Raw genomic sequence first — 20,360 nt, 5'->3', positions numbered from 1 at the left:
CCACGATCGGCGCCAGGACCGATGCCCAGATCGACGAAGGAGCGCGCGCGGCGAACGACATGCGGCAGATGACCGCGCTCGGCCGGCGCATCGAGGACAAAAGCTTCGCGATCATCGACGAGGAGGTCGGGGACCACGGCTTCCCGGACGCGGAGTGGCAGGTCGTGCGCCGCGTGATCCACGCGACGGCGGACTTCGAGTTCTCGTCGCTGATGCGGCTGCACCCCGAGGCGATCGCGCGGGGGATCGCGGCGCTCAAGGGCGGCGCGCCGGTCCTCGTCGACGTGAAGATGATCGGCGTCGGGCTGAACGAGCAGCGGCTCGCGTCGTACGGCTGCAAGATCCACTGCTTCATCTCCGACGACGACGTCATCCAGGCCGCGTCGGCGGCCGGCTCGACCCGCGCGATCGAGTCGATGCGCAAGGCGCACCGGCTCGGGCTGCTCGACGGGGCGATCGTGGCGATCGGCAACGCGCCGACGGCGCTGCTCGAGGTCGTGCGCCTCGCCCGCGAGGAGGGGGCTCGGCCGGCGCTCGTGATCGGCGTGCCGGTCGGGTTCGTCTCGGCGGCGGAGTCGAAGGAGGCGCTGCTCGAGTCCGGGCTTCCCTCCATCGTGGCGCGCGGGCGCAAGGGCGGCAGCCCGATCGCCGTCGCGATCGTCCACGCGCTGCTGCTCCTCTCGGCGGAGCCGGCGCAGGCGACGCAGTCCGCGGGAGCCACGGGCGCCACCGGAGCGACGCAACCCACCGGGGCCGCGGGGTCGCCGGCGCCAGCGCAGGGGGCGCGATGAGCGCGCGCCGCGCCGTGACCGTCGTCGGCATCGGCGACGACGGGTGCGCGAGCCTGTCGAGCCGCGCCGCGTCCGCCGTCGCCCGGGCCGACGTGCTCGTGGGCGGCGAGCGGCACCTCGAGTTCTTCCCCCAGTTCCGCGGCGAGACGATCGCCCTGAAGGGCGGGCTCTCCGCGGCGCTCGACCGCGTGGAGGCGCTCTCGGCCGAGCAGAACGTGTGCATCCTCGCCTCGGGCGACCCGCTGTTCTTCGGGATCGGCGCGCTCGTGGTGAAGAAGCTCGGGGGCGAGCACGTCGAGATCATCCCGAGCCTGAGCTCGGTCCAGTGGGCGTTCGCGCGCACGGGCATCGCCTGGGACGACGCCGCGTTCGTGTCGGTCCACGGGCGCTCGCCCGAGGGGTTCGCGACGCGCCTGCGCCGGCTCTCGAAGGTCGCGGTGCTGACCGACGGGGAGAACGGCCCGGCCCGCCTCGCGGCGCGGCTCATCGAGCACGGCGACGCCGGCTGGAAGGCGTGGGTCTGCGAGAGCCTGGCGGGCGCGGGCGAGCGCGTGCGCGCGTTCGAGCTCGCCGCGCTCGCGGCGTGCGAGGACATCGGGCCGCTCAACGTGCTGCTGCTCCTCCGGAGCGACCCGGCCTGGCGCCAGCCGCCGGCCGTCCCCTACCTGCACGAGGACGCGTTCGCCAAGCGCATGCCGAAGAACGGCCTGATCACGAAGCGCGAGGTGCGCCTTCTCTCGATCGCGTCGATGGCGATCCGCCCCGACGCGGTGGTCTGGGACATCGGCGCCGGCTCGGGATCCGTCGCGATCGAGGCGGCGATGCTGTGCCCCCTCGGGCGGGTCTACGCGATCGAGGTCGACCCGGAGGGCGTGGAGATCTGCCGGGACAACGTCCGCACGCACGGGGTCGACAACGTGCGCGTCGTCGCGGGCCGCGCGCCCGAGGCGCTCGGCGCGCTCGAGGACCCGGACGCCGTGTTCGTGGGCGGGAGCAAGGGGAGCATGGAGGAGATCATCACGGCGGCGCTCGACCGGCTGCGGCCCGGCGGCCGGCTCGTCGTCAACGCGATCACGATGGAGAACGTGGCCGAGGCGTACCGCGCGCTCCGGGCGCGGGGGATCGACCCCGAGATCACGATGCTCTCGGTCTCGCGCGGCGTCCCGCTCGCGCGCTACATGCGGTACGAGGCGCTGAACCCGATCCACGTCTTCGCCGCGACGAAGCCGGCGAAGGAGGCGTCGTGAGCGGCCTCGGCAAGCTCTACGGCGTGGGCGTCGGCCCGGGCGCGCCGGATCTGCTCACGCTGCGCGCCGTGCGCGTGCTCGAGGGCGCGGACGTGCTCGCGCTCCCGCGCAGCTCGGATTTCGGCGCCTCGATGGCCTACAAGATCCTCGCGCCGGTCGTCGGGAAGCGGCAGGACCAGGAGCGGCTGCTCCTCACCTTCCCCATGAGCAAGGACCCGGATCGCGTCCGCCCGTACGTCGACGCGGCCGTGGACAAGATCGGCGAGCGGCTCTCGCGCGGCCTCTCCGTCGCGTTCGCGACCGAGGGCGATCCGTCGCTCTTCAGCACGTTCGTCTACGTCCGCCGCGAGGCGCTCCGCCGCCTCCCCGGGCTCGAGGTCGAGGTCGTCCCCGGCGTCACCTCGGTCACCGCGGTCCCGGCCGTGAGCGGGCTCTCGCTGGCGGACGGGCAGGAGCGGATCGCCATCCTCCCCGCCACGTACGGCGTCGACGACCTGACCGACGTCCTCCGCCGCTTCGACACCGTGGTCCTCATGAAGATCGGCCCGGAGATGCCCAAGGTGACCGAGGCGCTCAAGCGGGCGGGGCTCCTCGATCGGGCCGTGTTCGTCTCCAAGGCGACCATGCCCGAGCAGCGGATCGTCCGGGACCTCCGCGCCGCCGAGGGCGAGCGGGGCGACTGCTTCGCCATGGTGGTCGTCACGCGCGGCGAGCGCAGCGGGCTGCTCGTCGGGGAGGCCGAGGCCTCGCCGCCGGGCAGCTTCGACAGGACACTTGACGAACCGGAGGCCTCGTGACGCCCGCGCGCAAGCCGTACGCCATCTACGCGATCACCCGCCACGGGATCGAGATCGCGAAGAAGCTCGCCCCGGGGCTGCCGGGCGCGGATCTCTATGTCTCGCAGAAGCTGTTCGACGGGGCGCCAGAGGGCGCGAAGCCGCTCCCGCTGCCGATGGGGCCGCTGCTCACCGAGGCGTTCACGGCCTACGACTGCCACGTGTTCGTGATCAGCGTCGGCGCCGTCGTGCGGATGATCGCGCCGCTGCTCAAGAACAAGAAGGTCGATCCGGCGGTCGTGTGCGTGGACGACACGGCGCGGTTCTCGATCTGCGTGCTGTCCGGCCACGTCGGGCGGGGCAATGCGTTCACCGAGAAGGTGGCCGCGCTGCTCGGCGCGCAGCCGGTGGTGACGACGGCGTCCGACGCGCTCGGGACGCTGACGGTCGACATCCTCGGCCGGGAGCTCGGCTGGACGCTGGACGACCCCGACCGCAACGTCACGCGCGGCTGCGCCGCCGTCGTGAACGCCGCGCCCGTGCTGTTCGTCCAGGAGGCGGGCGAGCCGTCGTTCTGGCCCGAGGACAGGCCGCTGCCGCCCGGGGTGCGCTACGCGACCTCGCTCGACGGCGTGGACCCGGACGCGTGGGAGATGCTGCTCGTCGCGAGCGATCGCGATCTCGCCCGCTCACACCCGGCCATCGTGGAGCGCGCCGTGATCTACCGCCCGAAGAGCCTCGTCGTCGGCGTCGGCTGCGACCGTGGGGCGCCGCTCGACATGGTGGAGCGCGGGGTCGACCGGCTGCTCGAGGAGCACGGGCTGTCGGCCAGGTCGGTGAAGGCGCTCGCCACGATCGACAAGAAGGCCGACGAGGAGGCGCTGCTCGCGCTGTCGGCGCGGCGTGGGTGGCCGCTCGTCACGTTCACCGCCGAGGAGCTCGACGCGACCGAGGGCATCGAGAACCCGTCGGAGACCGTGAAGAAGCACGTCGGCGCCCGGGGCGTCGCCGAGCCGGCCGCCCTGCGCGCGGCCGGGGCGGCGAGGCTGCTCGTGCCGAAGCGGGCGTACACCGAGCCGGGCGTCGGCCGGTCCATGACGCTCGCCGTGGCGCGCGTCCCCTTCCCCAAGCGCAATGTCGAGGAGAGCCATGGGTGACAGAGGAGTCCTGTCGGTTGTCGGCATCGGCCCCGGCGCCGAGGAGCACGCGTCGCGCGCCGCCCTGGAGGCGATCGCCGCGTCGGACCTGATCGTTGGGTACACGACGTACATCCGGCTGGTGAAGCACCTCATCGAGGGCAAGGAGGTGATCAAGACCGGCATGACCGAGGAGATCGGCCGGGCGCGCGCCGCCGTGGAGCGGGCGCGGGACGGGGCGCGGGTCGCGATCATCTCGTCGGGCGACGCGGGCGTGTACGGCATGGCCGGGCTCGTGTTTCAGGTGCTGGAGGAGATCGGCTGGAAGCGGGGCGACTCGCCGGAGCTGCGCATCGTGCCCGGCATGACCGCGCTCAATTCGTGCGCGTCGCTCGTCGGCGCGCCGCTCGGGCACGACTTCTGCGCGATCTCGCTGTCCGACCTCTTGACCCCGTGGCCGGTCATCGAGCGGCGGCTCGAGGCCGCCGCCGCGGCCGACTTCGTCATTGGCCTTTACAATCCCGCGAGCGGGCGCCGCACGCGCCAGATCGTGCGGGCCCAGGAGATCATCCGCCAGCACCGGCCGGGCACGACGCCGGTGGCGCTCGTGAAGAGCGCTTACCGCAAGCTGGAGAGCGCCGTGCTCACCGATCTCGACAGCTTCCTCGACTACGAGATCGGGATGCTGACCACGGTGCTCGTCGGGTCGACCAACACCTTCGTCTTCGAGGGATACATGGTCACGCCGCGCGGATATACGAACAAGTACACGTGGGATGGGGAAGCGCTCCCGGGCCAGACGCCGGGGCGCTCGCTGGTGCTCTCGGACGAGAGCGCCGCTGGAGAGGAGGTCTAGATGGCACGCGTAGGCAGGCTGGGCGGCGCGATCCTCGCCGAGACTCAGGGAGCGTATTACCTCGTCGGCAACACGAAGGCGCCTGTCGACTTCCGGAACGCGGGGTTCGAGCCGCCGGACGAGGTCGAGCTCGTGAAGGGGGCCTATCTCCGGCTCAAGCCGCTGCGCGAGGTCAAGGTGGAGGCGCCGGTCCTCCTGCTCGACGTCGAGGGCGAGGAGCTCGCGAAGAAGCTCGTCCAGCGCTTCGTGATCGACAGGAACGGCTCGGTGAGCGAGCGGCTCTGGCGGCTCGTCTACAGCCCGGATGACCCGCTCGACGACGCCGAGGCGCCGGTCGAGCGCGACGCGCGCTGGCTCGGGGACATCCCCGAGACGATCTGGCAGCTCGTGCGCGACAACGTGCTGCGCTGCCTCTAGCTTCTCGATGGACTCGAACGATCTGTTCCCGCCCGCCGACCGGGCGAAGATCGAGGCGCTCACGGAGGATCCGGACGCGAGGGTGAGCTACGAGCTGACCAAGGGGATGCTCGTCTGGTCGGATGAGAGGCCGCGCAACGTCGAAGCGTCGACGTTCAAGAAGCTCATCATGCTCCAGTCCTATCGATCCATGATGTACCGGCCGGAACAGTTCCGAGATAGCCAGGACGAGCTCGTTCGTGACTGGTTCGAGGCGTGCCGCGCGACGTGGGAAAAGGCGAGGGCCAGCGGCCTCCGGTGGATCGGCTTCGCGCCTTCGCGCACCGCGCCCGCGAACCTCGCGCTCCTCCTCGAGCTCGAGAAGATCGATTTCCCGGACATGTAGCGACTCGCCCCCTCGGCGCTCGCCCCGCGGCTACGCCGGCGCCGCGGTGAGGCGCATGCGCATCCCGGCCTCGGGCGTGGTGAAGGCCCGCGCGCTGGCCGCGACCGGGTGCGCGGGCGGCTCGAAGGCGTACCGGGCCGCGAGCGTCGCGAGGGTCAGGACCGCCGCGGCCATCGCGTAATGGTTGCCGATGCACTTGTGCCGGCCAGCGCCGAACGGGAGGTAGGCGTGGGCCGGCCGGGTGACGCCCTCCGCGAAGTGCTCGGGATGGAAGTCGTCCGGCCGGGACCAGTGGGCGGGGTGGCGGTGCAGCGTGTACGGGCTGACGGCGAGGATCGCGCCCCGCGGGATCGACACCCCGCCGAGGACGTCCCGCCGGGTGGCGATCCGGTTGATCACCCATACCGGCGGGTAAAGGCGCATCGACTCCTGGACGACCATCCGCGTGAAGCGCAGCCGGCGCGCGTCGGCGAACGTCGGCGGCCGCTGCCCGATCTGCTCCGACACCTCGGCGGCCAGCCGCCGCGCGGCGTCGGGGTGCGCCGCGAGCAGGTACCACGTCCAGGTGAGCGCGAGCGCCGTGCTCTTGTAGCCGCCCACGAGGAGCGTCGCGATCTCGTCGAGGAACTGCCGCTCCCCCATCGCCCCCGTGCTCAGCTCGTCGGCGAGCAGGCGCGTGAGCAGCACGTCGGGGGCGCGCGCCGCCTCCAGGCTCGCGCGGCGCCGCGCGACGAGGCGCGCCACGACCGCGCGGACCTGCGCGGCCGTCGCGGCGAAGCGCCGGTTGCCCGGCGTGGGCAGCCACGCCGGGGCCAGGAGCGGCGCGCCCATCGCCTCGACGAGCCGCGCCTCCATCTCCTCGTTCAGGGCGCCGAACTCGTGGACGTCGTCGCGCAGATCGGCGCCGATCAGCAGCTCGGCCAGGAGATCGAGCGCCAGGCGGCGCATCTCGCCCTCGACGTCCAGCACCGCGCCCACCTGCGTCGACCAGCGCGCCCCTGTCGCGGCCGCCGCGCGCGCGATGCCGCCCGCCATGCCCTCCACCGACCTCGGCTGGAACGACGGCTGCAGGAGCCGGCGCTGCCGGAGGTGAACGTCGCCCTCGGCCGTGAAGAGGCCGCGCCCGAGCAGCCGGCCCATCACCTCGAAGAAGCGCAGCCCGTCCTTCGTGGCGCCGCCGCCCTCGAGCGCGCTCGTGAGGATGCGCCCCGCCTCGTCGACGTCGTTGACGAGGTAGTTGGGAGCGAAGAGGTCGAAGAACGCGACCTCGCTGTAGCCGGACTCGCCGCTGCGGGTGAGCCTCCAGTAGAACGCGAGCGGGTTCGCCTTGAACTCCCGCGCGTTGCGCAGGCTGGCGCCGAGGCCCCGGGGGGCCGCCTGCGCCGCGGGGGCGCGCGCTGGCGCCGCGGGGGCGCGCGACGTGGCCGGAGCGCTCATGGCGAGCCCCTGCCCGGCCTCGCCCGCAGCACGGCGAAGAACGCCGGGATCCGCGTCGAGGTCTGGCCCGGCCGCATCGCGGCCGAGCGCAGCTCCGCGCTGCCGGCCTCGACGTGCTCCCACGACGCCTCGGGGAAGCACAGCGCGAGCTCCCGCGCGCCGAAGCGCGAAGGCGGCGGGAGCCCCGCCTCGAGGCAACGCAGCAGCGGCGCCGGGTAGTCGCCGCCCCGCGCCCCGAGGAACTCGAGGTACGCGAGCGCGCTGCCAGGGAAGTCGGTCTCCACGAGCAGCAGGGTGCCGCGCTCGCCGACGAGCGCGCGGCAGCTCTCGGCCAGGCGGCCTCGCTGCGCCGCATCGAGCGTGTGGAAGAGCCCGCGGACGAACACGTTGGCGGCGCCCACCTCGGCGCCAAGGCGCGCTCCGGCCCCCGCCTCGGTCATGTCCAGCACGCGAAACGAGACGCGCGGAAGAGCCGAGATCCCTCGAGGGACGGCGCCCGGCGAGACGGGCGCGGGCGCGGCGCCCGGCGAGACGGGCGCGGGCGCCGCGCTCGTCCGGTCGGGCGCCTCCGGCGCGGCGCGCGTCTCCCGCTCGGCGCGCGCCACGGCCTGCGCCGAGACGTCGACGCCCAGCGCGGCCGTGAACCAGGGCGCGAGGGCGCGCGTGTAGCGGCCGTTGCCGCACCCGATGTCGACGAGCGGAAGGGCCGAGTCCATGGCGCGGCGGGCCAGGCCGACGAGCCAGTCCCGCTCCTCCGCGCTGTCGCCGTCCCAGAGCACCTCGCCGTCGGGGCCGGTCTGCCGGACGCTGCTCCAGTAACGGTCCCAGGCTCCGCCCCGGGCCCTGAGCGCGCGCAGCCCGGCGCGGACGAGCGTGGGGACGAGGAGCGCCCTGCGCCAGGGGAAGCGCTGCGTCGACGCGCGATCGCTCGTCACGGCGCCCCCCGTGTCGCGAGCTCGAGCGACAGCGAGAACTGGAGCTCGAGGCAGTCGAAGACGGTGTCGATCATCCCCACGGCGATCTCGCGGCCGCGCGCGTCGAGCGCCTCGGCCTTGAAGGCGACGGCGTCGGCCTCCTCGTCGGGCTCGAGCGCGGGGTGCGACAGCGCGTGGCGGTCGGCCAGGTAGTCGAGCCGCAACGGGCGCTCGGCCTCGACCCGGCGCGCCAGCGCGCGCGTGTTCTCGAAGAAGGCGTCGCCGCTCGCCTCCAGCGCCTCCATCAGCCAGAACCGCAGCGCCGGCTCGGGGTGAGCGAACGCGAGCTTGACGAAGGCGGACATGCTCCGCCGCTGCGCCTCCGAGTGCTGGCTCGCGCAGTAGAACTCGAGCGTGTCGCTCGCGCTCCAGCCGAGCCGCCGGTCCATGTCGAGCTCGATCCAGTCGCGCAGGTACAGCCCGTGGTGGGACTGGAGATCGGCGACCCAGCGGTTGATGGCCCGCTCGCGCCGGTCCGTCGGCCGCCTGTACGCGAGGGCGTACACGTTCAGGTCCCGGTATCCCATGCAGTCCGGCGTCCAGAAGAGCGCGATGCGCCGGAGCTTCTCCTCGGGATCCACCGGGCCCGGCGCCCGCATCCACGCGAACAGCGCGTGCTCCGCCGCGGCGCGCTTGCGCTGCTCCAGCGCCCGCTGCACCGGCTCCTGGCTCGGCGCGACGGGCCCGCCCCGCCGGCGCGTCGGGCTCCCCTCGCCCGGCAACGGCGCGCGCCGGGGGGCGCGCGCCGCGGCGGCCGCGATGCGGGCCGTGGACGGCGGCCCGGCGTCTCCGGCGGCCCGCTCGGCGTGGCGGAGGAGCCTGTCGCTCTTGTCGCGGATCATCTCGAAGAGGCGGTTCACAAGCGCCGTGGCCCGGGCGCGCCGGCCCTCGTCGAGCGTCGCCTCCTCGAAGAGCCGGCTGTCGAAGAGCAGGTGCCCTATCTCCCGCTTCAGGTGGTACGGGCCGAAGTAGCGGTACTCCACGCCGGAGCTGCTCGTGAGCTCGGCGGCGGCGCCCGCGGAGGCCGTGAAGAAGACATGGCCCCAGGCCTCGATCGACTGCATCACGGCGGAGCGCACGAGAGGGTCCTCGTTCAGGGTGCACATCTGCATGATCTCCATGCCGTACTCCCTGAAAATCTCCGTCTCGGAGCCCGCGTAATACCACCCGAGCATGTCGCTCGCGCGCCAGCCGAGGCGCGTGTCGAGCCCGAGCTTCCGCCAGTCCTCGAGGAACAGCCTGGCGTGCGTCTCGTCCTCCCGCGTGTGCCTGTTGATGGCGCGCTCGAACGCGCTCGCGGGCGCCGGGTACCTCATGAACCAGCGGTTCATGTCGCTGAACCCCATGATGAAGTTCGCGATGATCGGCGCGAAATCGAACCTCGTCTCCAGCGACGTGGGGCCGCTCGCCATCCATCGGTAGAACGGGTGCGCGGCGATCTCCCGCTTCTTCTGCTCGATCAGCTCGACGACGTGCTTCATGGTGCCTCCCTCCGCTCCTCCCGGGCGACGCGCCGTCAATCGAACAGGACCCGCAGCGTCCTGAGCTCCTGGCCGAGCGGGCGGAACAACACCAGGTCCGGGGCGGCGTCCCGGGGCCGGAGGCGCGGGAAGCGGTCGAACAGGGTGCTGAAGAAGACCTGCGCCTCCAGGCGCGCCAGCGCCTGGCCCATGCAGGAGTAAGGGCCGATGGTGAAGCCGACCTGCCGCCCCGCGCCCTCCCGCGCGGGGTCGAAGCGGTCGGGCGCGGGGAACGCCTGCGGATCGCGGTTCGCCGCGGCGAGCGCGAGGACGAGCGTCTCGCCGGCGCGGATGTGCTTGTCGCGGATCGCGAGGTCGACCGTCGCCATCCGCCGCACCGAGGCGACCGCGCCGTGATACCGCATCATCTCGTCGAAGGCGTTCGGGAGGAGCGCGCGATCGCGCGCGAGCCTCGCCCGCTCCTCGGCGTGGTCGAACAGGATCTGCACACCGTTGCAGAGCTGGTTCGCCGTCGTGTGGTATCCGACGACGAGGAACATGATGCATTGCGCGACGATATACTCGTCGCTGAAGTGTGCGCCGTCCGGGTCCGCCTCCAGGAACACGCCCAGCAGGTCGGCGCCGGGCTCGCGCCTGCGCCGCGCGACGAGGGGCCGCAGGAACTCGGACAGCTCGATCATGCCCTCCTGACAGATGAAGAGCTGCTCCCGATCCCCCATCTCGAGGAGCTGGGATATCTTGTTCGAGCAGCGCAGGTACAGGTCGACGGCGTCGGTCGGGAGCCCGGTCATGCCGGCCACGACGCCCATCGCCATCGGGTGCGCGACGTCGTTGACGAGATCCATCTCCCCGCGCTGCGCCGCGGCGTCGAGCAGACCGTCGAGGAGCGCCTGGATCCGCGGGCGCTGGGCCTCGACGTGCTGCGGCGTGAAGTGGCGCTTGAGGAGCTTGATGAAGAGCGCGTGCCGCTCCGGATCGGCGCGGTCCCCCCATGCCAGAAAGATGCGCCGGAGGGGCCCGAGCGCGCGCTGGTCGGACGTCGGCAATCCCTCGATGCGCTTGAGCTCCTCCACGACGGAGAGCCGCGGGTCGCGGAGCGCCGCGCAGACATCCTGGTAGCTGGTGAGCACCCACGATTCGAGCTGAGGGCTCCAGTACACAGGCTCCTCGTCGCGCATCCGGTGGAGCAGCGGGTGCGGGTCGCGGAGCAGGGCGGGGTCGCGGAGATCGTAGGCGCGGACGGCGCGCAAGGGGGCTGCGGCAGACATGTGCAACGTTGCTCCTTCCGTGCAAAGGCGGTGAGGGCGACAGGCAGTGTCGGGATGAGCGAGCGCCGCGTCCCTCCAGCGTGGCCAGGGCGGCGCGTCCCGAAGGAGCCTATCGCGGCCCATCGCTTGTAGGAAAAGCAATCGACTGACAGAGGCGCCGAATCAGTGCTCGCGCTGGAGCAGCCTGCGAGTGCAGCAATCCGGCGCAACCGACGTGCCCCGCCGCCGAATCAGTGCTCGCGCCGGAGCAGCCTGCGAGCGCAGCAACTCGGCACGACGACGGCCGGCGTGACTCGACTCGTCGCGATGGAGCCGGAGAGAGCCGTACGCGACGACTCCGCAGCGCAGGTGTTCGCGGGACGCCTGCTCCACGCACCGAGGCAGCGGTCGCTCGTGGGTCTCGCGGGCGTGCGCGAGGAGCGACCCCGGATCCTCTCGCCCCGGCGCCGCGCGCTCGGCCGGGAGCTCCTGGCGCGCGTCGGAGCCCCTCGCGCGCGCGCCTGAACCCTTCCGGTCCGCGCCGGATGCGCGCTTCCTCGACGCCCCGCCCCGCTCGGCCCCCTGGCGTTCGCCACGCGATCGCTCTAGCTTCGCGCGCCCGCGGTCCCCGGCGGGATCACAGGCGCACGAAACGAGGAGAGAACCCCCATGCGCGTCTACATCATCGGCGCGGGCCCGGGCGATCCCGGGCTCATCACCGTCCGCGGCGCCGAGCTCGTCGCCCGCTGCCCGGTCGTCATGTACACGGGCTCCCTCGTGCCGCGGGAGGTCGTCGCCTCCGCGCGGCCGGACGCCCGGGTCATCGACTCTTCGGGCATGACCCTCGACCAGATCGTGGAGGTCTTCGTCGAGGCGCGGGACGCGGGGCACGACGTGGCGCGCGTGCACACGGGCGACCCGGTGCTGTTCGGGTCGACCGCCGAGCAGATGCGCCGGCTGGACGCGCTCGGGATCCCGTACGAGATCGTCCCCGGCGTCTCGTCGTTCACCGCGGCGGCGGCGGCGCTCGGGCGCGAGCTCACGCTGCCCGAGCTCTCGCAGACGGTGATCCTGACGCGCGCCGAGGGGCGCACGCCGGTGCCGCCGGCCGAGCGGCTCGAGGAGCTCGCGCGCCACCAGGCGACGCTGTGCCTGTTCCTGAGCATCACCCTCCTCAAGGACGTGACCGAGGCGCTCATCCCGTCCTACGGCGCCGACTGCCCGGTCGCGGTGGTGCACAAGGCGAGCTGCCCCGATCAGAAGATCGTGACGGGCACGCTCGCCGACATCCGGGAGAAGGTGCGCGCCGAGGGGATCAAGACCCAGTCGATGATCCTCGTCGGCCGCGTGCTCACGTCGACGGACTTCGCCGACTCGCGGCTCTATGATCCGGAGTTCAGCCACCGGTTCCGCAAGGCCGAGAAGAAGCCCCGCGATCCGCGCCCGGCGGAGGAGGGCTCGTGAGCGCGGAAGCGACGGCAGGTAGAAGAGGCCTCGTCATCGTCTACACGGGCCACGGCAAGGGCAAGACGACGGCCGCGCTCGGGATGGTGTTCCGCGCGCTCGGCCGCGGGATGCGCGTCGCCGTCGTGCAGTTCATCAAGGGGAAGTGGAAGACGGGAGAGCGCCTGTTCGCCGAGACGCTCCCGGGCCTCACCTTCCTCGTGATGGGGCGCGGCTTCACCTGGGAGAGCGACGACCTCTCGCGCGACAAGGCGGCGGCGCGCGCGGCCTTCCAGGAGGCCGCGGCGCTCATCGCCGGCGGCGAGCAGGACATCGTCGTGCTCGACGAGATCACGTATGCGCTCCATTACGGCTTCGTCGCGGAGGAAGAGCTCCTCGACGCGCTGCGCGCCCGGCCCGCGCACGTTCACGTGGTGATCACCGGCCGGAACGCCCCCGACGCGCTCGTCGCGCTCGCCGACCTCGTGACGGAGATGCGATCGGTGAAGCACCCGTTCGAGCAGGGCCACAAGGCGCAGATCGGGGTCGATTTCTGATGGCGCGGGCGATCCCCAGGCTCGTCGTCGCCGGCACGGCGAGCGGCGTGGGCAAGACGACGACCACGGTGGCGATCGCGCGCGCGCTCCGCGCCCGCGGGCTCAGGGTCGCGCTGTTCAAGTGCGGCCCCGACTACCTGGATCCGACGTACCACGCGCGCGCCGTGGCCGGGACGTCGCACAACCTCGACGGCTGGATGATGGGCCGGGACGCCGTGCTGTCGACGTTCGCGGCCGAGGCCGAGGGCGCCGACGTGGCGCTGATCGAGGGGGTGATGGGGCTGTTCGACGGCGCGAGCCCCACGGGCGAGGAGGGCTCGACGGCCGAGATCGCGAAGTGGCTCGACGCGCCGGTCGCGCTCGTGGTCGACGCGTCGGGGATGGCGCGCAGCGTCGCGGCGCTCGTGCAGGGGTTCGCTGGCTTCGATCCGGGGCTGCGCGTGGCCGCGGTCGTGTGCAACCAGGTGGGCAGCCGGGGGCACCTCGATATCCTTCGACAGGCGCAGCGCTCGCCGCCCGTGCTCGGGGGCCTGCCGCGCGAGCAGGCGCAGAGCTTCCCCGAGCGCCACCTCGGGCTGCGCACGGCCGACGAGGCCGCGCTCCCCGAGGCGCGGTTCGAGCACTGGGGCGCGCGGGCCGAGGAATGGATCGGGCTCGACGCGCTGCTCGAGATGGCGCGCGGGGCGCCGGCGTTGCCGGAGCCGGCGCAGGGCGCGACGGTGTCGCCGGGGCCGGCGCAGGGCGCGCCGGCGGGCGGGGCCCGCGCGGCAGCGCCCCGGGCGCGCATCGGCGTGGCGTTCGACGAGGCGTTCCACTTCTACTACGCGGACAACCTGCGCCGCCTCGAGGCCGCGGGGGCCGAGCTCGTGCGGTTCTCGCCGCTCCGCGACGCGCGCCTGCCCGAGGTCGACGCGCTCTACCTCGGCGGCGGCTACCCCGAGGCGCACGCGGAGCGGCTGGCCGACAACGCCGCGATGCGCGCGGAGATCCGCGCGTTCGCCGGCCGCAGGGGGCCGATCTACGCCGAGTGCGGCGGGCTCATGGTCCTGACCGAGGCGATCCGCACGCTCGACGGGCGCGCGCACCCGATGGTCGGGCTCGTGCCGGCCGAGGCCGTGATGTGCGAGAAGCTGCAGGCGCTCGGCTACGTGGAGGTCGAGACGCAGGTGCGCACGATCCTCGGCGGCGCCGGGCTCCGCTTCCGCGGGCACCAGTTCCGCTACTCCGAGCTCCGCCCGACGCAGGCAGCGCCGGCGCCGGAGCCGCCGCCCGCGCCCGCCGCGCAGGCGACGCCCGCCGCGCAGGCGTCGCCGCTTGCGCCCGCCGCGCAGGCGCCCCTGCCGATCGAGCACGCCTACTCCGTGCGGCGCCGGCGCGGCGGCCAGGTCGCGCGCGAGGGGTACCTGGCGCAGCGCGTCCTCGCCTCCTACGTCCACGCGCACTGGGCCTCGAACCCGCTCGTGCCCGAGGGGCTCGTGGCGAGCGCCGCCGCGCACCGGAAGGAGCTCGGACGTTGAGCGGCGCGCGCGCGGCGCCGCGGCGGGTCGCCCTCGTCGGCGGCGGCGTGCGCTCCGGCAAGAGCGCCTTCGCGCTCTCGCTCGGGCGCTCGCTCGGGGCGCGCCGCGCCTTCATCGCGACCGCCGAGCCGTTCGACGACGAGATGCGGGCGCGCATCGCGGCCCACGCCCTCGAGCGCGGCGACGCGTTCGCCACCGTCGAGGAGCCGCTCGCGCTGCCCGAGCGCATCGCGGCGCTCTCCGGCGTCGACGTCGTCGTCGTGGACTGCCTCACCCTGTGGCTCTCGAACCTCTTGCTCCGCGACGAGACCGAGGGCCGCCGGCTCGATCCGATCGAGGCGCGCATCGAGGAGCTCGCGGCCGCCGTGGAGTCGGCGACCCCCCACGTCGTCCTCGTCTCGAACGAGGTGGGCATGGGCGTCGTCCCCGAGAGCCGGCTCGGCCGGGCCTTCCGCGACCTCGCCGGCCGCGCGCACCAGCGGCTCAACCGCTCGGCCGGCGAGCTCTACGTGGCCGTGATGGGCGTCGTCCTGCGCCTGCGCCCCGGCCCGGTCGAGGTCGTGGACGGGGACGCGCGATGACCGCCGCCGCCGCGCTGCTCGTGGCCGTCGCGCTCGACCTCGCCTGCGGCGAGCCCCCGGCCGCCGTCCACCCGGTCGTGTGGATGGGCTCCATGATCCAGGCCCTGAAGCGCCGCGCGCCGCGCTCCGGCCGCGCGGCCGAGCTCGTCTTCGGCGCCGTCATGGCCCTCGCCGTCCCCTGCCTCTTCGCGGCGCTCGGCGCCGGGCTCGCGGCGCTGATCGCCCCGCACCCGCTCGTTGGCCTCACTTTGTCAGGACTGTTGCTGAAGCCGACGTTCGCGCTGCGCGCGCTCCGCGACGCGGCCTTCGGCGTGCGCGACGCCCTCGCGGCCGGCGACCTCCCCGCGGCGCGCTTCGCCCTGCGGAGCCTCTGCAGCCGCGACCCGTCCGAGCTCGACGAGCCCGCGCTCGTGGCGGCGTCGGTCGAGTCGGTGGCGGAGAACGCGTCGGACAGCTTCGTCGCGCCGCTCTTCTACTTCGCCCTGTTCGGGCTGCCGGGCGCGCTCTTCTACAGGGCGGTGAACACCCTCGACGCCATGGTGGGGTACCGCGGCCGCTACGAGTACCTGGGCAAGGCGTCGGCGCGGCTCGACGACGCGCTGAACTTCGTGCCGGCGCGGATCACGGCCCTCCTGCTGCTCGCCGCCGGGTGGCTGCGCGGCGCCGACGCGCGCCGCGGCCTCGCCGTGCTGCTGCGCGACGGCGGGCGCACCGAGAGCCCGAACGCCGGGCGGCCGATGGCGGCGATGGCCGGGCTGCTCCGCGTCGAGCTCGAGAAGCGCGGCCACTACCGCCTCGGCGACCCGATCGAGCCGCTCCGGCGGGGGCTCATCGACGAGGCGTGCCGGATCGTCGCGCTCGCGTCGCTTCTCTTCGCCGCGATCGCGGCGGCCGCGCTCGCGGCGGGTTCCACGATGGGAGAGGGGCTCCTTCGATGACAGCGCTCACGGTGATGGTGCAGGGCACGGCGTCCTCGGTCGGCAAGAGCCTCCTGTGCACGGCGCTCTGCCGGATGTTCCAGCGGCGGGGCCTTCGGGTCGCGCCGTTCAAGTCGCAGAACATGGCGCTGAACTCGTTCGCGACCCTGGACGGCGGCGAGATCGGCCGGGCGCAGGCGGTGCAGGCCGAGGCGGCGCGCGTCGCGCCGACGGTCGAGATGAACCCGATCCTGCTCAAGCCGGAGGGCGACTCGCGCTCCCAGGTGGTCGTCCTCGGCAAGCCCATCGGGAGCCTCCACGCGCGCGACTACTTCGCTTACCGCGGGGAGCTCAAGGACATCATCGCCCGCTCGCTCGGGCGGCTCCGCGAGGCGCACGACGTCATCGTGATCGAGGGGGCGGGCAGCCCCGCGGAGATCAACCTGAAGGACCGCGACATCGTGAACATGCACGTCGCGCGCGTCGCCGACGCGCCGGTGCTCCTCGCCGGCGACATCGACCGCGGCGGGGTGTTCGCCGCGCTGGTCGGGACGATGGCGCTCCTCGAGCCGGACGAGCGCGCGCGCGTGGCCGCGTTCGTCATCAACAAGTTCCGCGGCGACATCAAGCTGCTCGAGCCGGGGCTCGAGATGCTGACGGCGCGGACGGGCGTCCCGGTGCTCGGCGTCGTGCCTTACCTGAAGCAGCTCCGCATCGCGGACGAGGACTCGGTGGCGCTGGAGAACCGGCGGCGGCGGGGGCCGGCGGGCCCGGGGGAGCTCGACATCGCCGTCGTGCGGCTGCCGCGGATATCGAACCACGACGACGTGGAGCCGCTGGAGCACGAGCGGGGCGTCGTGGTGCGGTTCATCGAGCGGCCGGACGAGATCGGCGGCGCGGACCTCGTCGTGCTCCCCGGGACGAAGAGCACGATGGCCGATCTCGCGTGGCTGCGCGCGAGCGGGCTCGCGGAGGCGGTGGCGGCGCGCGCCCGGCAGGGCGGGTGGACGCTCGGGATCTGCGGCGGCTGCCAGATGCTCGGCGGGGCGATCGAGGACCCGGAAGGCGTCGAGTCGGCCGAGCCGTCGGCGCGAGGGCTCGACCTCCTCGAGGTGTCGACGCGGTTCGAGCGGACCAAGACGACAGCGCAGGTCCGGGCGCGGATCGCGGGCGACTCGTTCCTTGGCATGGCGGGCGCGGCGGGCGCGGCCGGGGCAGAGCTGACCGGCTACGAGATCCACATGGGCCAGGTGGAGCGGGCGCCCGGCGCGCGCGCGGCGTTCGCGATCGCGTCGAGGAGCGGACGGGCGGAGCCGGCGCTCGACGGGGCCGTGTCGGCGGACGGCGCCGTCGTGGGGACGATGATCCACGGCATCTTCGAGAACGACGGGCTCCGGCGCGCGCTGCTCGCGGCGCTGCGCGGGCGGCGGGGGCTCGCGGCGCCCGCGGGCGAGCCGGCGATCCCGAGCCGTCACGACGAGTACGACCGGCTCGCCGCCGCCGTGGAGGCGAGCCTCGATCGGGCGCTGCTCGACCGCATCGTGGGGCTCGACGCGCGGGTCCGGGACGCCGCCGAGGCGCGATGAGCGGCGCGGCGGGCCGATCGCAGGATCGTTCGAGCCCGTAGCGAGCCCCCGAAAACGACACGGGTGTCAAGCCCGAGCCACCTCGGGGGCGAGAGTTCACACGGGCTGCACGCGGGGCCCCCGGTCGCTGCGGGAATCGTGCTCACCCCGAAGGACGTAATCCGCGCAACGTGGGACCTGTGCATACTGCGTACGCTTGCGGGGGTTCGACAGCGCATCAGCGGTTTGCGCATTCCCCCTGCCGGGAGGAGGACACATGAAAGCACTGAAGTGCGGCGCGCTGGTTCTTGGGCTGCTCGCGGGGGCGTGCGACGGATCACCGTCGGCCGGATCAGGGGAAGAGGGCGATATCGGACGGATCCGCGTGGCGCTCTCCACGCCCGGACCGACGTATGACGTCGCCGCGATGAACATCCGGGTCGTGAACGCCTACGATGGCTGTTACTACGGGGAAGCCGTCGCCGAGGCGACCGTTCCCCTGGAGGAAGAGGCGCTCCCGGCGGACCTGATCCCGTCCGGCGGAGCGAACCATCCGTTCGCGGATGCGCTGTTCGTTCTCCCGCCTGGAGACTACTGGGTCTGCGCCACACCGCAGACGGAGCTCGGTACGCCCTCGTCGTATTGCTATATGGCTGAAAACTACGTCACGGTGTTCGGCGGCTCGACCACCGAGACGGCGCTTGTCTCGCACTGCAGCGGTCAGGCAAACGGCGGGCTCGACGTGATCGCGGCGCTCAACTCTCCGCCGGTGATCGACGATCTCGACATCGCCGAGAGCAAGTTCATCACCACGTGCGAGGAGGCGACCATCACGGTCAGCGCCAGCGACCCGGATGGCGACGACGTCTGGTACGAGTGGGTCCAGGTCTCTGGACCGGCGTGGGGCGCGCTCTCGCCGAACGGCGCGACGGCGACGTTCAGCGCCCCGCTGGCCGGCAATTACGAGCTCGGCGTCATCGCGTACGATTCGTGGGGCTACGGCACCTCGCTCACGTTCCCGATCCACGTCTCGCTGGAGGAGGACTGTGAAGGAGGAGGCGGCGGTGGTGGTGGCGGCGGCGGCGGCGGCGGTGGCAGCGCCGAGGTGTGTCAGCGAGGGAACGACATCGGGAGGGAGAGCTCGCCGTGGGTCGTGTGCGCCGCGGACGAGCGCTCCGCGTGGGTCTCGGCCGACAGCTCGGGCTTTTACCACCTCGATCTCATCTGCCAGGAGCTCGGTTATGCGGCCGCCGGGGCGTTCGGCGGCACGTGCGGTAACGTCTGCGGCTACTGCGAGGAGCCGACGTCCTGCGATGCACCCGGACAGCGGATCTTCGACGGCAACGGGGATTGCGACGTCGACGAGTGGGGCCGCATGATCTGCTACACGGTCCAGTGGGAGTGCGTGAACTGACGCGCCTGACGCGTGAACCGACGCGTGAACCGACGCGTGAACTGACGCGTGAACTGACGCGCGCCTGACGCGGCCGTCCCGCCGTCAAAGCCGTCTCCTCTCGATCCCCCCTCGCGCCCGATCACCGAAGGCTCGCTCGAGCCATAGGCGATCCCGACGCGCACTCCGCACCTCGTGCGCGCGCCTCATCCCACGAGCCATCGACGTGAATGTCAAGCCCGGACATCTCGCCGGCATCGACGTCACACAGGCGTCTTGTGCGATGACCACAGCATTGTGGGAATCGTGCTCATCACCGCGAAGTCGCTTCTCGTCACATGAGACGTGTGCATACTACATCTGCGGGGGTTGGCGAGCGCATCACGTTCTGTGCGCGTTCCCCCCGCCGGGAGGAACAGGACAATGAGAGCACTGAAGTGCGGCGCGCTGGTTCTTGGGCTGTTTGCCGGGGCATGCAACGGTTCACCTGCGCCCGAGTCCGGTGAGGAGGGCGAGGTCGGGCAGGTCCGCGTGGCGCTCTCCACGCCAGGACCCACGTACGATGTCTCCGCGATCAACATCCGGGTCGTGAACGCCTACGACAGCTGTTATTACGGGGAGGCCGTCGCCGAGGCGACGGTGCCCCTGGAGGAGGAGGCGCTGCCGGCGGACCTGAGCCCGTCCGGCGGCGAGAATCATCCCTTCGCGGATGCGCTGTTCGTCCTCCCGCCTGGCGACTACTGGGTCTGCGCGACGCCGCAGTCCGAGTACGGCGGTCCCTCGTCGTACTGCTATACGTCCGAGGGCTACGTCTCGGTGTTCGGCGGCTCGACCGTCGAGACGACGCTCGTCTCGCACTGCAGCGCCCAGCCGAACGGCGGGCTCGACGTGATCGCGGCGCTGAACTCGCCGCCGCAGATCACCGATCTCGACATCGCCGAGAGCAAGTTCATCACCACGTGCGAGGAGGCGACGATCACGGCCAGCGCCACCGATCCGGACGGCGACGAGGTGACCTACTACTGGTACCAGGTCTCCGGACCGAGCTGGGGGGCGCTCTCGCCCGACGGCGCGACGGCGACGTTCAGCGCGGCGGTGGCCGGCAACTACGAGCTGGGCGTGATCGCGTACGACACGTGGGGCTACGGCACCTCGCTCACGTTCCCGATCCACGTCTCGCTGGAGGAGGAGTGTGGCGGCGGCGGCGGCAGCGCGGAGGTGTGCCAGACCGGGAACGACATCGGGTTCGGCTCGCCCTGGGTCGTGTGCGATGCGGACGAGGACACGGCGTGGGTCTCGGCCAACATCGAGGGCTACTTCCATATCGACCTCATCTGCCAGGAGCTCGGCTACGCGGCCGCCGGCGCCATCGGAGGCACCTGCGGTAACGTGTGCGGGTACTGCGAAGGGGCGACCTCCTGCGAGAGGCCGGGGCAGCGGTTCTTCGACGGCGGCGGCGACTGCGGGGTGGACGAGCTCGGCCGCTACATCTGCTACACGGTCCAGTGGGAGTGCGTGAACTGACCGACGCCTGATGCGGTAAGCCTGCCGGGGAGGCGTCTCCTGATTGACTCCGCCTGGGCGCGCGGACTCCACGTCAGCGCGCCCAGGCTCGTCCCCATCACACCTCGACCGCCTCG

17 protein-coding genes and 1 pseudogene are annotated in these 20,360 nt (G+C 72.7%); 14 read left to right on the top strand and 4 right to left on the bottom strand.

The features are described from left to right. Positions 1-68 precede the first annotated feature (68 nt). The 6 genes and pseudogenes from WMF24_RS01700 to WMF24_RS01675 all read left to right on the top strand — a co-directional run bounded on the left by WMF24_RS01700 (position 69) and on the right by WMF24_RS01675 (position 5,608). Positions 69-791, top strand: a complete 723-nt coding sequence (locus WMF24_RS01700; RefSeq protein WP_437738950.1) for a precorrin-8X methylmutase — start codon at positions 69-71, stop codon at positions 789-791. Then, positions 788-2,038 (top strand): precorrin-6y C5,15-methyltransferase (decarboxylating) subunit CbiE, encoded by a 1,251-nt coding sequence (gene cbiE / locus WMF24_RS01695; RefSeq protein WP_437734585.1) that lies wholly within the window; start codon positions 788-790, stop codon positions 2,036-2,038. Before WMF24_RS01700 ends, cbiE begins: the two co-directional genes overlap by 4 nt. After that, positions 2,035-2,835 carry a precorrin-2 C(20)-methyltransferase gene (gene cobI, locus WMF24_RS01690; RefSeq protein WP_437734584.1) on the top strand — a complete coding sequence of 267 codons (801 nt, stop codon included), beginning with the start codon at positions 2,035-2,037 and terminating at the stop codon, positions 2,833-2,835. Before cbiE ends, cobI begins: the two co-directional genes overlap by 4 nt. Continuing rightward, positions 2,832-3,971 (top strand): cobalt-precorrin 5A hydrolase, encoded by a 1,140-nt coding sequence (locus WMF24_RS01685; RefSeq protein ID WP_437734583.1) that lies wholly within the window; start codon positions 2,832-2,834, stop codon positions 3,969-3,971. Before cobI ends, WMF24_RS01685 begins: the two co-directional genes overlap by 4 nt. Further along, positions 3,964-5,223 (top strand): annotated as a pseudogene (gene cobJ / locus WMF24_RS01680) (precorrin-3B C(17)-methyltransferase). The gene WMF24_RS01685 and the pseudogene cobJ overlap by 8 nt, the downstream one beginning before the upstream one ends. Positions 5,224-5,230: 7 nt before the next feature. Continuing rightward, on the top strand, positions 5,231-5,608 hold the full coding sequence (locus WMF24_RS01675) for a hypothetical protein (protein WP_437734582.1): 378 nt from the start codon (positions 5,231-5,233) through the stop codon (positions 5,606-5,608). Positions 5,609-5,638: 30 nt separating this feature from the next. On the opposite strand, the gene WMF24_RS01670 is transcribed toward WMF24_RS01675, so the two are convergent. From WMF24_RS01670 to WMF24_RS01655, 4 genes are read right to left on the bottom strand one after another with little or no spacing between them, the layout of a single operon-like run. Next, on the bottom strand, positions 5,639-7,045 hold the full coding sequence (locus WMF24_RS01670; protein WP_437734581.1) for a cytochrome P450: 1,407 nt from the start codon (positions 7,043-7,045) through the stop codon (positions 5,639-5,641). After that, positions 7,042-7,980 (bottom strand): methyltransferase domain-containing protein, encoded by a 939-nt coding sequence (locus WMF24_RS01665; protein ID WP_437734580.1) that lies wholly within the window; start codon positions 7,978-7,980, stop codon positions 7,042-7,044. The genes WMF24_RS01670 and WMF24_RS01665 overlap by 4 nt, the downstream gene beginning before the upstream one ends. Continuing rightward, on the bottom strand, positions 7,977-9,500 hold the full coding sequence (locus WMF24_RS01660) for a hypothetical protein (RefSeq protein ID WP_437734579.1): 1,524 nt from the start codon (positions 9,498-9,500) through the stop codon (positions 7,977-7,979). Before WMF24_RS01660 ends, WMF24_RS01665 begins: the two co-directional genes overlap by 4 nt. A gap of 35 nt (positions 9,501-9,535) precedes the next feature. Continuing rightward, a complete protein-coding gene (locus tag WMF24_RS01655) occupies positions 9,536-10,768 on the bottom strand; it encodes a cytochrome P450 (protein WP_437734578.1) in 1,233 nt (410 codons plus the stop codon). A gap of 648 nt (positions 10,769-11,416) precedes the next feature. Between WMF24_RS01655 and cobM the strand changes: the two genes are divergently transcribed. The 8 genes from cobM (at position 11,417) to WMF24_RS01615 (ending at position 20,244) form a co-directional block, all read left to right on the top strand. Continuing rightward, the gene (gene cobM / locus WMF24_RS01650) at positions 11,417-12,211 is read left to right on the top strand and encodes a precorrin-4 C(11)-methyltransferase (protein ID WP_437734577.1); all 795 of its coding nucleotides are present in this window, start codon (positions 11,417-11,419) and stop codon (positions 12,209-12,211) included. Beyond that, a complete protein-coding gene (gene cobO, locus WMF24_RS01645; RefSeq protein WP_437734576.1) occupies positions 12,208-12,747 on the top strand; it encodes a cob(I)yrinic acid a,c-diamide adenosyltransferase in 540 nt (179 codons plus the stop codon). The genes cobM and cobO overlap by 4 nt, the downstream gene beginning before the upstream one ends. Then, positions 12,747-14,264 (top strand): cobyrinate a,c-diamide synthase, encoded by a 1,518-nt coding sequence (locus WMF24_RS01640; protein ID WP_437734575.1) that lies wholly within the window; start codon positions 12,747-12,749, stop codon positions 14,262-14,264. Before cobO ends, WMF24_RS01640 begins: the two co-directional genes overlap by 1 nt. After that, positions 14,261-14,845, top strand: a complete 585-nt coding sequence (cobU, locus tag WMF24_RS01635) for a bifunctional adenosylcobinamide kinase/adenosylcobinamide-phosphate guanylyltransferase (protein ID WP_437734574.1) — start codon at positions 14,261-14,263, stop codon at positions 14,843-14,845. Before WMF24_RS01640 ends, cobU begins: the two co-directional genes overlap by 4 nt. Further along, positions 14,842-15,783 (top strand): adenosylcobinamide-phosphate synthase CbiB, encoded by a 942-nt coding sequence (cbiB, locus tag WMF24_RS01630; protein WP_437734573.1) that lies wholly within the window; start codon positions 14,842-14,844, stop codon positions 15,781-15,783. Before cobU ends, cbiB begins: the two co-directional genes overlap by 4 nt. Continuing rightward, the gene (locus WMF24_RS01625) at positions 15,780-17,348 is read left to right on the top strand and encodes a cobyric acid synthase (RefSeq protein ID WP_437734572.1); all 1,569 of its coding nucleotides are present in this window, start codon (positions 15,780-15,782) and stop codon (positions 17,346-17,348) included. The genes cbiB and WMF24_RS01625 overlap by 4 nt, the downstream gene beginning before the upstream one ends. Before the next feature lie 256 nt (positions 17,349-17,604). After that, positions 17,605-18,741 (top strand): hypothetical protein, encoded by a 1,137-nt coding sequence (locus WMF24_RS01620; RefSeq protein ID WP_437734571.1) that lies wholly within the window; start codon positions 17,605-17,607, stop codon positions 18,739-18,741. Positions 18,742-19,143: 402 nt separating this feature from the next. After that, positions 19,144-20,244 (top strand): hypothetical protein, encoded by a 1,101-nt coding sequence (locus tag WMF24_RS01615; RefSeq protein WP_437734570.1) that lies wholly within the window; start codon positions 19,144-19,146, stop codon positions 20,242-20,244. The last annotated feature ends 116 nt before the right edge of the window (positions 20,245-20,360 follow it).

Origin of the sequence: Sorangium sp. So ce1335, from assembly GCF_051521615.1 — a bacterium.
In the GTDB taxonomy this organism is placed as follows: Bacteria; Myxococcota_A; Polyangia; order Polyangiales; family Polyangiaceae; genus Sorangium.
Note: the sequence above shows the minus strand (reverse complement) of the source record. Positions and strands in the feature narration are given on the sequence as shown.

Coding starts and splice junctions, on each gene's coding strand:
- WMF24_RS01625 (WP_437734572.1), top strand. CDS start 15,780: ATGACAGCGCTCACGGTGATGGTGCAGGGCACGGCGTCCTCGGTCGGC.
- WMF24_RS01640 (WP_437734575.1), top strand. CDS start 12,747: ATGGCGCGGGCGATCCCCAGGCTCGTCGTCGCCGGCACGGCGAGCGGC.
- WMF24_RS01700 (WP_437738950.1), top strand. CDS start 69: ATGACCGCGCTCGGCCGGCGCATCGAGGACAAAAGCTTCGCGATCATC.
- WMF24_RS01670 (WP_437734581.1), bottom strand. CDS start 7,045: ATGAGCGCTCCGGCCACGTCGCGCGCCCCCGCGGCGCCAGCGCGCGCC.
- WMF24_RS01655 (WP_437734578.1), bottom strand. CDS start 10,768: ATGTCTGCCGCAGCCCCCTTGCGCGCCGTCCGCGCCTACGATCTCCGC.
- WMF24_RS01675 (WP_437734582.1), top strand. CDS start 5,231: ATGGACTCGAACGATCTGTTCCCGCCCGCCGACCGGGCGAAGATCGAG.
- WMF24_RS01615 (WP_437734570.1), top strand. CDS start 19,144: ATGAGAGCACTGAAGTGCGGCGCGCTGGTTCTTGGGCTGTTTGCCGGG.
- WMF24_RS01660 (WP_437734579.1), bottom strand. CDS start 9,500: ATGAAGCACGTCGTCGAGCTGATCGAGCAGAAGAAGCGGGAGATCGCC.
- cbiB (WP_437734573.1), top strand. CDS start 14,842: ATGACCGCCGCCGCCGCGCTGCTCGTGGCCGTCGCGCTCGACCTCGCC.
- cbiE (WP_437734585.1), top strand. CDS start 788: ATGAGCGCGCGCCGCGCCGTGACCGTCGTCGGCATCGGCGACGACGGG.
- cobM (WP_437734577.1), top strand. CDS start 11,417: ATGCGCGTCTACATCATCGGCGCGGGCCCGGGCGATCCCGGGCTCATC.
- WMF24_RS01620 (WP_437734571.1), top strand. CDS start 17,605: ATGAAAGCACTGAAGTGCGGCGCGCTGGTTCTTGGGCTGCTCGCGGGG.